The sequence below is a fragment of the Ruegeria sp. CDSC045 genome (assembly GCF_059610725.1).
The window spans coordinates 39,701-53,677 of record NZ_JBXWOE010000017.1 but is presented as its reverse complement, the minus strand read 5'-3'; the positions used below and the strand labels follow the sequence as shown (position 1 = coordinate 53,677).

The following is a 13,977-nucleotide window of genomic DNA, read 5'->3' as shown; positions in this document are numbered from 1 at the left end:
CGGAAAGAACCTTGCAGGTGGTCGATACCGGACTAATCTCACCGAGAGCTGCTGCTCAATTAAAGAACGTATATCAAAGTCCGTGGCGAATGGGTGTATCTGTATCGTGCGGTAGATCGCGACGGGCAAACCCTTGATTTCATGCTTTCTGAGAAGCGAGACACGAAGGCTGCAAAGAAATTCTTCGCCAATGCTCTGTACAACAATGGCATCCCGAAACGGATCACCATTGACAAAAGCAGAAGCAATGCAGCAGGGATCAAAGAGGTCAACAAGATCTTCAAGCGGCTGCAGATACCTGTGAAGATCGACACCGTCAGATCAAAGTATCTCAACAACATGATAGAACAGGATCACCGCTTCATCAAAAGGCTTACGAGACCGATGTTGGGGTTCAAAAGTTTCGCCTCCGCTGCAGCGACACTTGCCGGGATCGAGGCCGCCAACATGATCCGCAAGGGGCAGCTTGGCCAGCTGAAGTGTGGCTTTCGTCAGTTTGCTGAGCTCGTGGGATAAATCCGTCCAGACAGATCGGGCGCTGTCACTGTACCCTAATAAATCAGAATTTGCGGATTCACGGCGTTCTGGATCGTTTTTGGGGAGTGGAAAAGCTTTGGGGATTATGCCGCCCTAAGTAGCCCTAGTGAAAGCCTTCCATCCAAGACGGCAGCCCTGACAACCGCAACACGGTGCGCGCCTCTTGGGGACCATCTCATGCGTTGTTTCTTTCCCATGCGCACATTGGCGATCTCATTTACGAGGCCTTCTGCCCTTGACGTTGAGACTGCTTTCCCTTGCCGACGTCGACGCCCGTAGTTCGCGATGGCTGACAGGTTGTGGCTCAAGTATGTTCTCAGATCCATTGCGCGTGAGGCGACCGAGAGCGCCGCATCGTTTGACTGACCATGGGTGTGTTCGCGCACGCGCATCGCGAAGCGGAACAAGACATCAAGCGTATCGCGTGCTCGGTCTGTCTGGCCATGCCACATACGCCAGCGAAGTGTCTCAACAAGGGCAGCAATCTCTGCGCTACTTTCGGTTCCGATGTGTGATGCCAGCGTTTGAAATGTTGTCTCCACATGTCGGATGCGCGCCGATATATGCCACCAATCTAGTATGTGACGAACATCGGCACCTGTTGCGTTTCTGACCAAGCGAGGCAGCGCGGGATCCCCATCAGAAAGAACAGTGACTGCAACGCCATCCTCCCAACCAGCTGCTTTCAGGCTGGAGCGCAGGTGTTCAATCGGGTGATCGGCACCCATCTGGCTCAATCCAAACCGCCGTTTTTTAGCTGTTTCGCTTTCAATCGACCCCACAATGACTTCGAAATTTCGCCTTTGATATTCGAGACGTGAACGAACATATGCGCTGTCCAGAAAGACCGTCACCTCGGTAGGTTTTGCTTGAATGGCCGTATCCGTCGGTTCCTCGCAACAGCGATCTTCCAGGGCCTTGGCAACCGACGCAAGCCTGTTCCGGATCGTTGCGTGGTTCTGGGTGGCGCAAGGTGTGAGCTCGTTCAACAGACGCGCGGCTTCCCGAAAACTATGCCGGGCACCCAGTTCGGCTTGAAGTCTCCTAAATTCGGGTGTGGCATTGTCTTTCAAAATCCGCGTGAGCGGAGAATACGCTGCCTTGAACGCAGGAAAGCCCGGAAAGCCGCACATACACATCCGGACCCGAAGCGCTTCGACAGTCACACGACCGAAATGAGTATCGACACGTCACTTACGACGATCATGCACAGGCAAATACGAATGGCAGTGACGGCATACCCGCGCGACTTCGCTGATTTCTTCCACTTGATCCTGGAGAACAGCACGCTGGACTGCTTTCAAAATCGATTTGCCCTCAGCGAGGCTGATACCAAGGCCGTCTTCCGACGGATCGATAGAACACCGCTCAATGACGCCAATCTCATGGGTCCGGCACTCGCCCCACCCAAACTCTGTTTCAATCCTGATCCGAACTTTCACACCAAATCCTCCTGCAACAAAGCCAACAGGATAGACCGAGATCAATTTACGTCCCCAAGGTTTTTCCACTCCCCAGTGACATTTGGAGCGGACCCTCCTGTTTTCATTGTGGCGTAACCCCCTACCCCCTTTACACGCAAAAAAGGCGACTTTTGCTCGTTACATTTGAGGCATGTCCAAACTACCATCACATACGATAAGTATCGCTTATCATGGCTGATTGATTTTTCCCAGAAATGGGCTCAGAATGGACCGTATGAAGCAACCTGCCCCATATCTCCCCGCCGCTGCCCCTGCCCTCTCTGACACGGATCAGGAGGCGCTCACCGACCTCTATGTGCGCGGCACACCGGAGAACACTTTACGAGCCTATGAGCGCGATCTGTTGTATATCACCGCCTGGAAATCCGCGCGGTTCACAGCGACGCTGGACTGGCCGGAATCCGAAGCCACTGCGCTGGCCTTCATTCTCGATCACGCGCGCGATCTGAATGACGCGCGGAAGGACGATATCGCACGAGAGACGGCAGAGGCGTTGATCGCGCAAGGGCTGCGCAAGTCGCTGGCCTGCCCGGCCCCGTCTACTCTGGATCGACGCATAGCATCCTGGCTGGCCTTCCACCGGATGAAGAACCTCGCCAGCCCCTTTAGCGCGCCACAGGTGAAACAGGCCCGCGCCAAGGCCCGCCGCGCCGCAGCCCGGGCCCCTGCCCCGAAGTCACAACATCCAATCACCCGCGACGTCCTCGAACAGTTGCTGGCCACCTGTCGGGGGTCCCGGCGGGATTGCCGCGACCGCGCCATCCTGATGCTGGGCTGGGCCAGCGGTGGTCGGCGCCGGTCAGAGATCACCGGGCTGATGCGCGAGGATGTCTCGCTGAAAGAGTTTGACACCAAGGGGGTGGTTTGGATTTCTCTGCTTGAGACCAAGACCACCGCCAAGGGCGAGACGCCACGACTGGTGCTCAAGGGCCGCGCCGCACAGGCGCTGGTGCATTGGATCGAGGTCGGGCAGATCACGGATGGAGCGCTGTTTCGACCGGTCTCAAAAGCCGATCGAGCGTTGAAGCGCCGCCTGTCACCGGATGCGATCTACCAGATCATCAGACACCGATTGAAACTGGCGGGCCTGCCAGAGGATTTTGCGTCGCCGCATGGGCTGCGATCCGGTTTTCTGACCCAGGCGGCCCTGGACGGTGCCCCAATCCAAGCCGCCATGCGCCTCTCGTTGCACCGCTCGATGGCCCAGGCGCAAAAATATTACGACGATGTGGACATCGCGGATAACCCGGCGACTGATCTATTGGGGTGAGCACATACTGACTACTTAAAGAATTCCCAGCTTGAGGGAAACTCCGGCTGCTGTGCCTATGTCTTGTTTCCTGTCGCATCCGTTAACGTGGCCAGCGCGGAAACATGTCGCGGCAGGTCGCAGCGGGAATGCAGGATATCAACAATGATCACCGCGTCCGGCTGATCCAGGTAAACTAGGAAGTGCTCTCCCGCCCGTACATATCTGAGATCAACTGCCTCCTCTACCAATATAGAACAGCTGCGGCTGGCCGCCCTGCCCTCCGTGATGGCCAGACAGCGCGCTATCAGTTCTTGTTCATAAAGATCGGCTTGATGCCGTCCAAACTTGTCGATGGTCCATCGGGCAATTTCCACCAGGCTGGCTTCAGCACGGCGTGTCAGTCGAAAGGGTTTGGTCACGCTTTGGTTCGTGCCCTTACAAAGGCACGACGGATCGCATCCGTACCGCCGCCTTCTGCCAGATCTCCTGCCTGAGCCTGGGCTACGCCCTCCTGCAGGCCTTGCCTGAGAGACACCAGTCCCGCCTCTTCCCGCTCCAGAAGACGAAGACCAGCGCGCAACGCTTCACTGGCGTTCTGATAGCGACCGGACGCAACCAGGTCCTGCACTAGTTGATCCTGCGTTTCTGTAAGTACGACATTGCGGGTTACCATGGCTTAAGCCTCCTGATTGGCAATATATGCCAACGAAGGTACTTGTTCAACAATTGAAGTTTCCACACCCGGTAGTTTAATCAAGCCGTTCTTATTGCCGGCCTGACAGAGCAAATAAGTGCTCACCGCCGTGGCAGGGTTAACCATCGCCCCTACGCTTTCGCAAATTCCAAACACAGGGCCGACCTCCTTGCCCCGAACACCGCCCATCCGATTACCTTTGATATTCTCGAACAGCAGATGGTCAACATTCAAGGTTCGTGCCGGGACAACCGTGACCGGATCATCCTGTTACTGGGCTGACCTCGGGTAGATGGCAGCGTTCGGTGATCGGCGGGATCTTTTTGGGGGATGTGTCGCTGAAGGAATTCAACGAGAATTACATAATTTAATTGTCGCTGCTGGTAGTTGAGACCACCCAAAAAGACAAGACTCCACGGTTGGTGCGCAAGGGCCGCGCAGCGAAGCCGTTGGTGCATTGGATCAAAGTGGGTCGGATCGAGGACAACCCCCTGTCTCACTCGGTCTCGAAATCTGGCTGGATGCGGAAACGCCGCCTCAACCTGGACGCCATCGCCCAGATCGTCAAACACCGACTGAAGGTGACAGGACTACGAAGGATTATACCTCACCGCATTGGCTGCGTTAGGGTTTCCTGACCCAAGCCGCGCTGGACGGCGCCCCGCCCTGGCAAGTCAGTGAACTTGCCGGCACCTATCAAGAATCCCCACCAATTCGGTTTTTGAGCGGCGTGAGGCTCAACACTCATTTGATTTAGTCATCTGCAACTTGAGCAAACTGAGCGCATTGCAGTATTTCTGACAGGATTTCGCTTGGCTATAAGGACAAAGTGGTCGACGTCAGGAAACCCTCTGAACTGGAACTTCGAAGCCAAACTTTTACTGCAACCATGCAACCTCCAAGCGCCTCTTAAGTACCCAATGGAGACGTGAGTTAACAGCTGTTAACTTCAGAACGCTTGTGCAGGCTTCGTAGCGACCCACAAGTTATTGATTTTTCTCTTGACATGAATCGGAATACGAGTGCCTAAATGTACTCAAGTTGCGCAACCAAACAAAAATGAGCAGGAAAACTGCAACTATGCTACAGACCACACCAATTGCTGCGACGACGCAGTCTCACGTTACACGTGAAATCTCTGATCGTCTACAAGTTGCACTGACGACCCACTTAACTCAGGCGTATTCTCCTGAACTGTCAAAGACCCTCAGACTCTTCAGCGCGACAGAGGTTGCCGACCTGTTTGGCACAACCGGACAGTTCTTGCGAAAGGGCCATGCTGAGGGCTCTCTTCCGGAGCCGGAAGTCAACAAGAACGGCCGTCGTTTTTACTCCGGAGCCGAAATCAAAGCGATGCGCCAGATCCTTGAAGGCAGTTCCAGAAAGCCCGGAAAATACCTTCCCGGCCGTCGCGATGCCGACCAGCTTCAGGTTATTCAACTCATGAACTTCAAGGGTGGCAGTGCAAAATCCACTTCAGCCATTCACCTTTGCCACTATCTTGCGCTTCAAGGTTATCGCGTTCTGGCTATCGACCTTGACCCACAAGGCAGCTTGACCGGATTCTGCGGAATTCAGCCAGAAATCGAGTTTGAGGGGAATTCGATCTATGATGCTCTGCGCTACGAGGACCCGGTCCCGATGTCCGAGTGCATCCGGACCACTTACTTCCCTGGCTTGGATCTTTCCCCCGCTCAGTTGATCCTGTCAGAGTTTGAAACGGAAACCGCTGTCTACGCCCGAAAAGGCGTTCCCTTCTATAATCGACTTGCCAGCGCAATCGAAGAAGTCGAAGCAAACTATGATGTAATCATTATCGATAGCCCTCCTTCATTGGGTTTCTTGACGCTAGCAGGATTGTTTGCGGCAACATCCGTGATCGTGCCGCTGACACCGAGCATGTTGGACGTGGCCTCCACGCAGCAGTTTCTTGAAATGACTTCGGCATACTTGGAAGAGTTTGAGAACTCCGGGATTCCGATTGTCCATGACAATTTCCGGTTCCTCATAACACGGGACGACCCCTCGGATACCCCATCACAGCAAATTGTAAGTCTGATGCGGGCGCTGTTTCAGGATCGGGTGATCGGAGCAACTGCGCTGCGAAGCACGGCGATTGCCGATGCCGCGATGCTGAAAATGACAATGTACGAAGTTGTTCGATCAGAAATGACACGGTCAACCTATGACCGCGCCCGATCAAGCATGGATGCCGTTGGGCACGAAGTCTCAAACATGATTCAAACCGCGTGGGGCCGTTGAAATGGCACTTAAACAAAACAAAACCAGCATGGCTGCAGCGATTGCGGCGGCAGCCGGAAACCCGCCCATTCCGCCTACGAAAACCGAGCGTGCCAATGCCGCGCTTCCACGAGGCACCATAGCTTCCGTCCGTGTTGGCGCCGGCGGAATCCAAGAAATCGATACCTCGCTCATATTGCCTTGGGGTCCAAAGGACAGGCTTGGAGTGGAGTTAACACCGGTTAACTCAAAAGCCGAGCCGAACGTCGATGCAGCTGTTCTAGAACTAGCCAAAAGCATCAATGAAGCAGGCGGCCAACAGGTTCCGGTCCTCTTGCGCCCTTCCGAAGAGGTAGATGGTCACTTCGAGGTTATTTACGGCCGCCGTCGCATCCTGGCCTGTCAGCATCTAAACCAGCCTGTACGCGCGCTGGTACGGGCTCTCGATGACAAAGAGGCGCTTCAGGCGAAAGGTCTGGAGAACTCTTCCCGTGTTGATCTCAGTTATTATGAGAGGGCTCGGTTCGCCCGCGAAATTCTCAACCAGGGATATGACCGTTCGGAAGCGATCACAGCACTTGCGATATCCAAGAATACACTGTCGCAATTGGAACGGATCACCAACGACATTCCTGACGATCTCGGGGATATGATTGGGCCGGCGCCAAAGTCTGGCCGCCCGAAATGGACTGCTCTCGCTGAAGCATTGCGAAAGAAGGCAATAACAACGGTTAGTGCAAAGAAAATTCTGGAAAAGCTCAACGCATCTGATTCCGACGATCGATTGAACGGGCTCTTAGGTAGCTTGACCCCTAAGAAAGAAGCACAAGAAGTCCGACCGGCACCAGACGTTGTCATCAAGACCAGCAATTCCACAGTGAACATGACGATCAAAAGATCAGGGGAGAATGAAGCCTATGCGCGTTGGCTTGAGGAAAACCTTGGTCAATTTATTCAGGAATCCTACGAGCGTTTCAAAGAAGGCGCCGGGGAAAAAGCGAGTTAACAACTGTTAACTCTACATGAGGCAACGAGCAAAAGGAGGAAGCAAAAAGAAACCCCCGAAACCTAAGGCTCCGAGGGCTGAAAACCAACTAGTGGTTATAGATTTGACACCTAAACCCTAACAGCCCGCGAATCACGAAACAACAAAAAACGCCTCTGGGTGAACAGGTTTTCTTTGTCTGCTGACAAAAACTAATGAAAACACTACAAACATTGGCTCCAAATGGAGCAACCTTGTCGGGAACGGCCGGGCAGGGGACTTATACGCCCAAGAAATGGATTCTTCTTCGAGCCGTTGAAGAGGCAAGGGAGCCGCTTGGGCTGAAATCCACTTCTCTCAACGTCCTAAGAGCAATGATTTCCTTTTTGCGAGGAGATCAGATTTCAGTCGATCAGGATGATGAGCATATCTGCTTCGCATCCAATGCCGCGATTGCCAAACGAGCCCATGTCAGCGTTCAGACTGTAGAACGTCATATCTCGACTCTGGCCAAGCTTGGGATTGTCCGACGCGTAATGAGCTCAAATGGTAAACGTTGGGCACGCCGAGACCGACAGGGCAGGGTGGTCACAGCGACCGGTCTTTCCCTGATACCATTGTCTGAAAGGCATGCTGAGTTCCTCCAGGAAGCCCAGAAGCATGCTGACCGCGTTCTCGAATTCACGGTACTCCGCGATAAGGTATCGGCCGCTCTGACTCGTCTGAAAGAGCTTGTAGCAGACGATGGCTCTATCACAGGTTTGATGGCCACTGTGCGCAATGCGCTGCGCCGCAAGCCGGATGCGCGTGTCCTCCGGAAACTTCTGGCTGAAATCTCTGTGGAAATCTCAGAGATAACACCGGCTCATACCGAAAAAATGAGGGCCAATGACCATGAATTTGAGGGGCACAAAGAGGACTCTTTGAATCCAGTAGTTAAGAAAGAAAAACACTCTCAGGTCCAAGTTTCTCCAGATCAAATGGAGCGCAGCTTTCCACGTTTGTGTTCAGAACTTCGCTTTGCCCGGGATCAGTCACATTGTGACCGGCTAATGGACGATATCGCCGAGTACCTACGACTTGGTCAGACCTGGTATGCTATGAAATCGACATATGGCCCAGCTCTCCGGTTCATGGTGCTCGGATATATTTTTCAACGAGCTGAGAACATAAAATCTCACCAAGCCTATTTGATCTCACTAATCTCGAAAATCGATCGGGGAGATATGCAACCAACCGCATTGTTGACGCATAGTTCAAAAATCCGCGGAAGTGCAGGCCATGCCTATGATATCTCCGCACGCTCATGAGCTCAGAGCAATAGGTGCAGTACATGCCATCGGTCTATTGTGAATTGAATGCCGATGTATTACATTGTACTACAATACGGAAACAGGTGATTGCGATGAGTACCAGCCCATATTCAATCCGTCTCGACGAAGACCTGAGAAAGACCCTGGAACGGGAAGCTGCGATCGAAGATCGACCGCCTGCACAACTCGCCGTACGGGCAATTAGAATGATGTTGGAATCCAAAGCCGCTAAACGTGCAGCCATTGATGCGGCTGTTGTAAAAGCAGACCAAGGCAAGTTCATCACGGCAGACGAAATGAATGCCTGGATAGACAGCTGGGATACCGAGAATGAACTTTCGGCTCCGGCAGCAAGCGGGCAATCCAATAGCCAATGAAGATTGTATTTCTCGAAGATATGGCCCGGGACATTCAGTGGTTCCGTTACTACTTCACGTCAGTTTTTCCTGAAGGCAGCGAAAGGGCACGAGCTCAGCTCAAAGCCATTCAGCTTACTCTTGCAGCCAACCCTTATGCAGGTCACCCAAGTGACACACGCCGAGACATACGGGAGCTTTCAGTGCCGCGAACCCCATTCACGCTGATCTATCGTGTAATGCCCACCCAGATAGAAATTCTGCGTCTATGGGATACCCGGCAGGGCGCGGATTACTAAAACTAGGCGTTTAAATTGGTGGCATCAGGAGGGCAGGGTAGGGGCGAGCAGCCCAGGATCCAGACTTCGATCCGTCCGATGACAGCGTCGATCTTGCCCAATAAGCGGAATGGAGCGGCTGTACCGTTTTCCATGGTGTCCCCCTTTTTGAAAGCCTCACGCGCGGGACGCGTGAGGAAGCTTTTCCGTGAGTGGTTGTGAGGGATTAGTTGCCCGACAATTCTGCCTGAAGCGCGTCCAGCAACTCCTGCCCGCGAGGGCCGACGGTTCCGACGTAAGCCGCAGAGGTGCCGGTGCTGCGTTCGCGGAACCAGTCTCGACATCTCGAGCTGAAGGCTTGGTAAATGATATTGCTAACGCTCGCATGGGGAAGAAACGTCGAATGCGCTGGTCCCCGAAAGGTGCACATCGGGTAGCAACGGTCCGAGCCGCGGTCCTGGATGGAAGGCTTGGCGAAGGTCAACTCCAAGCGGCTTGATCCCCACACTCTTTCCACTCCCCAGTCCGACAATTAAGGATACAGTCCAGAAATTAAAGGCACAATCAAGCACTGATTTTGCTCAATTTTTTAAGCCAGCATCCAGTAATTTAGGACACAGTGATAGCAGCACACAGTCGCAGGCGTTCGTCATTTCTGTCTTCGTGTCTTTGTCCATTGCCTCAACGCAGATCAAACAGAATAACCACAAGATGAAGGGGCTCGCCCAGCAATTGTTCCGGACACCTTAGCCTAAGTCGAAACCACTAGAGCTTCACCAAGCAGAGTGAGCAGCATGGAAAGTTCAGACGACGCTCTCATGAGGCCCATGAGATCATCTGGTCTTTCCTCGCGGTTTTGAATGCGTGTCGCAGCGTCTTTGGCCGCAACTGCTCGCTGCTCCATTGCCAGCAAGATGTCCTTGACTTCTTCTGGTGGACTGTCGAATAGATGTTGCATTGTATCGAGGCCAGGGGTGCTCGGGTCCAATTTCATTCCATCAAAGGCCGAGCTTTCACGCAAGCTCTGCAAACGCCCTGCCGCTGCACCGTACTGTTGGATAACGCCTCCCAACTGCTCCCTGGCAGCGTCGGAATTATTTGCCAGCGCGTTGGAAATAACCAAATTTGCGTTGCAAGCACCCTCAGCAATTTCTTTCGACACCTCCGGCAATTGCTTGTCCGGATCATAGGGCTCGAGATTAAGTTTGCCCACACTGTCCAAACCGGCCTGACTTGACCCGGCGACAAGCGCGAGCAGCGCTGCAAAGATGAGCGTTCGAAGAGTGCCACGATGGATTTCTTTAGCCATAGTATCTTGTACCTCCTCAATTGGTGTTCTTTGGCTTCAAGCCCTTCGGTATAATCTTGGGTTGAATTCCTACCGAGCCCAGTCACCCGCAGCTAAAGCCCGTTCGCACATCGCTTTGAAGGATTTGAACAAATCTTCTGCCCGGTCGTGGTAATTGGCCGCGTCCATCGGCTTACAAAGTGCTGAAACAGTTGTAGTCCAATCGCTACCAACAATGATTCCGGCACTATTCAGCAGGTCAAGCAACTGTACCTGTGTGTCGAGATCTTCGGCATAAATCTCTGCCATTGCGCTAAGTCTCGCACGCTCGACCGGGTCTTCGGTTTTAGCGGCATTTGCCGACGCGATGCGAGAGTCCACAATCCGCCCTGAGATAGTCGAAAGCACTTCGTAATTACTGCGCGCTGACATGGCTTCTTCAGAAGCTTCCATCGACAGAAAGGCCACAATAGCTGCTGCCGCAGCAGCCACTGCAGTGATGCCGGTCAGGAAAGATGCCCCGAGCCCGGTTGTCAACTTACCAACCGCTTCCTCGACCCTAGCAAGTCCAGCCGCAAGGGGGTTCTGGCGCTGATTGAGTCCGCGCGCGGCAATAACCTTTTCAAGCGCTGCTCGGTCAAACGTCACCGTCGCCGGGCTCCCGTTTGTTTCAGCAACTTCATTCCGGTCAATGTCAAAATCTCTGACCGTTTCTTCTATCTGTTCGAGGCTATAAGGAAGCTCGGAAGCAGCCGCCGTCGCCGTAATTCGTGGCATAATCTCAAATCCTAACTGCATAACTAAATTTCTTATCAACGATCAAAGTGTGCGGCGGATCGTCTTTAAAGTCAAAGTTAAGCGGTGATGGTTCTGAAGGTGTAGACGCCCCCGTTGGCGTCTACATGGGGTAATCGCGGGAGCGAGTCGCCCCGAAGGTCAGCCTTAACCTTGGAGAGTGGCTGTTCCCCGATAGGATGAAAGTACGGGCTCACGACTGCACGCCAGGCCCAAGCATCATAGGAGAACAGCCATGAAAGAGTATATCGGTCTTGATGTGTCACTGAAAGAGACGGCGGTTTCAATCCGACGTGGCGGCAGACGTGTCTAGCGCGGGAAATGCGCCTCTGATCCAAAGACCATTGTCGATCTTATCCGGAAGCGTGCGCCAGCTGCGGAACGCGTAGTGTTCGAAACAGGCCCCCTGTCGGTTTGGTTCTTCCATGCACTGACAGAAATGGGGCTTCCAGCGGTCTGCATTGATGCCCGTCATGCCAAAGCGGCGCTCGACATGGCAGCCAACAAGACTGACGCGAATGACGCTGACGGTCTGGCGCATCTAGCAGAAGTCGGGTTCTTTCGCGAGGTGCGAGTAAAAGGGTTCGGTAGCATGCTGACCCGCACGCTTGTGGCGGTGCGCACCCGGTTGGTCCGGATTGCTGTTGAGCTTTCGAACCAGATCCGGGGCATCATGAAGACATTTGGGTTGATCGTTCGCGCGGGAAAGGGAAGCCGCTTCGAAAACAATGTCAGGGAGCTTCTTTCAGATCAGGACCAACTCGCTGCCATTGTTGTTCCAATGCTGGAGACCTGGAGCAGTGTGCGCATCCGTGTCGCGGAACTCACCCGACGGCTGGCTGCTATAGCGCGCCAAAGCCAGGCCTGTCGAATTCTCATGTCGATCCCTGGCGTCGGCACCATCACGGCGACCTCCTTCACCGCCGCTATAGAAGAGCCGAGTAACTTTCAAAGGTCACGCTCGGTCGGCGCATGGCTTGGGTTAACACCTAGGCGTTACCAATCCGGAGAAGTCGACTATGAGGGTCACATATCACGACGCGGCGACCGTCATTTGCGAGGGCTTCTATATGAGGCTGCCACCGTTATCCTGACCCGCAGCTCAGCCGATTGTGACCTGCGAGCGTGGGGTCTCAAACTCCGTGAAAAGATCGGTTTCAAGCGCGCGGCTGTTGCCGTCGCGCGGAAGCTGGCCGTCATAATGCATGCCATGCTCAAAACCGGCAGGCTCTTCGAACAAAATGCTGAAGCGGCCGCGTGACAGTATCACGGCTCGCGTTTAGTACTTTGAGTACACTTTAACGTCCTCGCCGGGACGTGAGCAGAGCCATTCCGCTGAAGGTGTTGCACCGCTGGATCAGCTCAGTGCGTCGTCTACATTTGGAAGGCTCCCCTCGCGAAGCTCCATCATGCGGCGACCGATGTCGACCGCGAAGACAACCATGCACCCGGCAACCGGTCTTCAAAGTGCAAGAAAAACTTGATCCGAGCCGTGCGATTAGACAACACCTTCAAAGCCATCTCAAGGTAACAAGACGTCTCCAGGATCTAAAATGGCATCAACCCCTGGAGGTGGATCACTCTCGTCATCACCCGCACCCTCGGACATCGGGTTCCCGACAATGACCGCGGTTTTCACCACTTCACATCGGTTGAATACCGGGTTGTCCCCGGCTCTGCGAATAACCTCAAAGATTTCTCGCATATTGGCCTCCGAAACCCGAAGACACCCATGCGTGACACGCAGTTTCCCATCGCGCATCGCGCCAGAATGGATCAACAAACCCGTACGTCCATTTTGTTTAGCTGTAAGAGCTTCACCGCCAATTGGATCAAGGACCAGCGCCCCTGCTCCTCCATAGCTGTGTTGTGAATAAATCGTCCCATCCCCAGTGGATATCGCTCTCGGGACAGCATATTCTCCTTCCGGGGTGTCACCATAAGGCAAGGTGGGTTGCCGGGTCGGATTACCTTCTGCAGCGGCCCTTTGGTTGTCTGATTTTCCCACCACGTCCACATCTGATAGCAGCAATTGTCCAGACGTGGTACTGACACTCAAAGTTCCGGTTTCCGTTCGATCCAAAGGCAAGTTCACCTTGATGATCAACTCATTTTGCTGTGCAAACGCGCGCGCACCGAACAGGCCTGCCAACATCGCTAAAATTGAAGATCTTCGTGTTAGTGTCATAACATCACCATTTTGTCGGTTAACTTTTGAAGCTACTCTAAGTCGCCCAAAGCAAATGCCACAAAGAACGTCAGGCCTGATTTAACTCGACCGCGGCCTTTGTTAACGGCGGCTACTATAAGCAGCCGCCCTGGGTACCTTACGGGAATAAAATACTCGATTTTTCCACCAGAAATTTCTGTTCCTCTCAAAGGCTTATTTCAAGGCGTCGATTTTGTCGCCACACGCGAATATGAACGGTCCTAGCAATTTACTTGCTATCCAGCACCCAGGTGAAGTCGACAGCCGTTTCATGTTGTTTGCCATTCCCAGTGTCACCCTTTTCCGATGTCCCCGTTAGTCCATCTAACACAGCCACAACCGTGCTTCCCGTCTTTGGCACCAGGGTCGTGCCGATTGTGGGGATGACGTGATGGTCGTATTTGCCGAGTTTGGTCTTGAAGAGACGCGCCGCAGCGGGGCCGCCCACCGTCCAGGTATCATTGTCAGTATCCAAAGTGAGCCCAAAGTTCTTGGGCGAACCCGACTTCGCCGTACATAAAACCGTCCAGAATGCCATGATGAAT

13 protein-coding genes and 4 pseudogenes are annotated in these 13,977 nt (G+C 53.7%); 9 read left to right on the top strand and 8 right to left on the bottom strand.

The genetic code is table 11. The features are described from left to right. Positions 1 to 66 precede the first annotated feature (66 nt). Positions 67 to 516: pseudogene (locus tag AC2FH6_RS21140) on the top strand (IS6 family transposase); the annotation flags it as partial. 104 nt (positions 517 to 620) lie between these two features. On the opposite strand, the pseudogene AC2FH6_RS21135 reads toward AC2FH6_RS21140, so the two are convergent. Continuing rightward, positions 621 to 1,979, bottom strand: a pseudogene (locus tag AC2FH6_RS21135) (ISKra4 family transposase). 247 nt (positions 1,980 to 2,226) lie between these two features. Between AC2FH6_RS21135 and AC2FH6_RS21130 the strand changes: the two are divergent. Further along, positions 2,227 to 3,291 (top strand): tyrosine-type recombinase/integrase, encoded by a 1,065-nt coding sequence (locus AC2FH6_RS21130; RefSeq protein ID WP_496704140.1) that lies wholly within the window; start codon positions 2,227 to 2,229, stop codon positions 3,289 to 3,291. A 56-nt stretch (positions 3,292 to 3,347) separates the two neighbouring features. Here AC2FH6_RS21130 and AC2FH6_RS21125 read toward each other — a convergent pair whose 3' ends face one another. The 3 genes from AC2FH6_RS21125 to AC2FH6_RS21115 are packed head-to-tail and all read right to left on the bottom strand — an operon-like array spanning position 3,348 to position 4,201. Beyond that, positions 3,348 to 3,692 carry a type II toxin-antitoxin system RelE/ParE family toxin gene (locus AC2FH6_RS21125; protein ID WP_496704139.1) on the bottom strand — a complete coding sequence of 115 codons (345 nt, stop codon included), beginning with the start codon at positions 3,690 to 3,692 and terminating at the stop codon, positions 3,348 to 3,350. Then, a complete protein-coding gene (locus tag AC2FH6_RS21120) occupies positions 3,689 to 3,946 on the bottom strand; it encodes a type II toxin-antitoxin system ParD family antitoxin (protein ID WP_108862330.1) in 258 nt (85 codons plus the stop codon). The genes AC2FH6_RS21125 and AC2FH6_RS21120 overlap by 4 nt, the downstream gene beginning before the upstream one ends. A gap of 3 nt (positions 3,947 to 3,949) precedes the next feature. Continuing rightward, the gene (locus AC2FH6_RS21115; RefSeq protein WP_496704137.1) at positions 3,950 to 4,201 is read right to left on the bottom strand and encodes a hypothetical protein; all 252 of its coding nucleotides are present in this window, start codon (positions 4,199 to 4,201) and stop codon (positions 3,950 to 3,952) included. 846 nt (positions 4,202 to 5,047) lie between these two features. Here AC2FH6_RS21115 and repA point away from each other — a divergent pair. The 6 genes and pseudogenes from repA to AC2FH6_RS21085 all read left to right on the top strand — a co-directional run. Continuing rightward, the gene (gene repA, locus AC2FH6_RS21110; protein WP_496704136.1) at positions 5,048 to 6,229 is read left to right on the top strand and encodes a plasmid partitioning protein RepA; all 1,182 of its coding nucleotides are present in this window, start codon (positions 5,048 to 5,050) and stop codon (positions 6,227 to 6,229) included. A 1-nt stretch (position 6,230) separates the two neighbouring features. Then, positions 6,231 to 7,214 carry a plasmid partitioning protein RepB gene (repB, locus tag AC2FH6_RS21105; protein WP_496704135.1) on the top strand — a complete coding sequence of 328 codons (984 nt, stop codon included), beginning with the start codon at positions 6,231 to 6,233 and terminating at the stop codon, positions 7,212 to 7,214. Between the two features lie 194 nt (positions 7,215 to 7,408). Then, positions 7,409 to 8,503: a helix-turn-helix domain-containing protein gene (locus AC2FH6_RS21100; RefSeq protein WP_496704134.1), complete on the top strand. Its 1,095-nt coding sequence runs from the start codon at positions 7,409 to 7,411 to the stop codon at positions 8,501 to 8,503. A gap of 23 nt (positions 8,504 to 8,526) precedes the next feature. Beyond that, positions 8,527 to 8,883 (top strand): CopG family ribbon-helix-helix protein, encoded by a 357-nt coding sequence (locus AC2FH6_RS21095; RefSeq protein ID WP_496704133.1) that lies wholly within the window; start codon positions 8,527 to 8,529, stop codon positions 8,881 to 8,883. Next, on the top strand, positions 8,880 to 9,161 hold the full coding sequence (locus tag AC2FH6_RS21090) for a type II toxin-antitoxin system RelE/ParE family toxin (RefSeq protein ID WP_496704132.1): 282 nt from the start codon (positions 8,880 to 8,882) through the stop codon (positions 9,159 to 9,161). Before AC2FH6_RS21095 ends, AC2FH6_RS21090 begins: the two co-directional genes overlap by 4 nt. 313 nt (positions 9,162 to 9,474) lie before the next feature. After that, positions 9,475 to 9,639 (top strand): annotated as a pseudogene (locus tag AC2FH6_RS21085) (ISKra4 family transposase); the annotation flags it as partial. A gap of 252 nt (positions 9,640 to 9,891) precedes the next feature. On the opposite strand, the gene AC2FH6_RS21080 reads toward AC2FH6_RS21085, so the two are convergent. Together AC2FH6_RS21080 and AC2FH6_RS21075 are read right to left on the bottom strand one after the other, a co-directional pair. After that, on the bottom strand, positions 9,892 to 10,449 hold the full coding sequence (locus AC2FH6_RS21080; protein ID WP_496704131.1) for a hypothetical protein: 558 nt from the start codon (positions 10,447 to 10,449) through the stop codon (positions 9,892 to 9,894). A 69-nt stretch (positions 10,450 to 10,518) separates the two neighbouring features. Further along, positions 10,519 to 11,205 (bottom strand): hypothetical protein, encoded by a 687-nt coding sequence (locus AC2FH6_RS21075; protein WP_496704130.1) that lies wholly within the window; start codon positions 11,203 to 11,205, stop codon positions 10,519 to 10,521. Between the two features lie 253 nt (positions 11,206 to 11,458). Here AC2FH6_RS21075 and AC2FH6_RS21070 point away from each other — a divergent pair. Beyond that, positions 11,459 to 12,484: pseudogene (locus tag AC2FH6_RS21070) on the top strand (IS110 family RNA-guided transposase). 261 nt (positions 12,485 to 12,745) lie between these two features. Here AC2FH6_RS21070 and AC2FH6_RS21065 read toward each other — a convergent pair. Both AC2FH6_RS21065 and AC2FH6_RS21060 read right to left on the bottom strand, forming a co-directional pair. Then, positions 12,746 to 13,411 carry a L,D-transpeptidase gene (locus AC2FH6_RS21065; protein WP_496704129.1) on the bottom strand — a complete coding sequence of 222 codons (666 nt, stop codon included), beginning with the start codon at positions 13,409 to 13,411 and terminating at the stop codon, positions 12,746 to 12,748. A 250-nt stretch (positions 13,412 to 13,661) separates the two neighbouring features. Then, positions 13,662 to 13,970 carry a hypothetical protein gene (locus tag AC2FH6_RS21060; protein WP_496704128.1) on the bottom strand — a complete coding sequence of 103 codons (309 nt, stop codon included), beginning with the start codon at positions 13,968 to 13,970 and terminating at the stop codon, positions 13,662 to 13,664. Positions 13,971 to 13,977 lie beyond the last annotated feature (7 nt).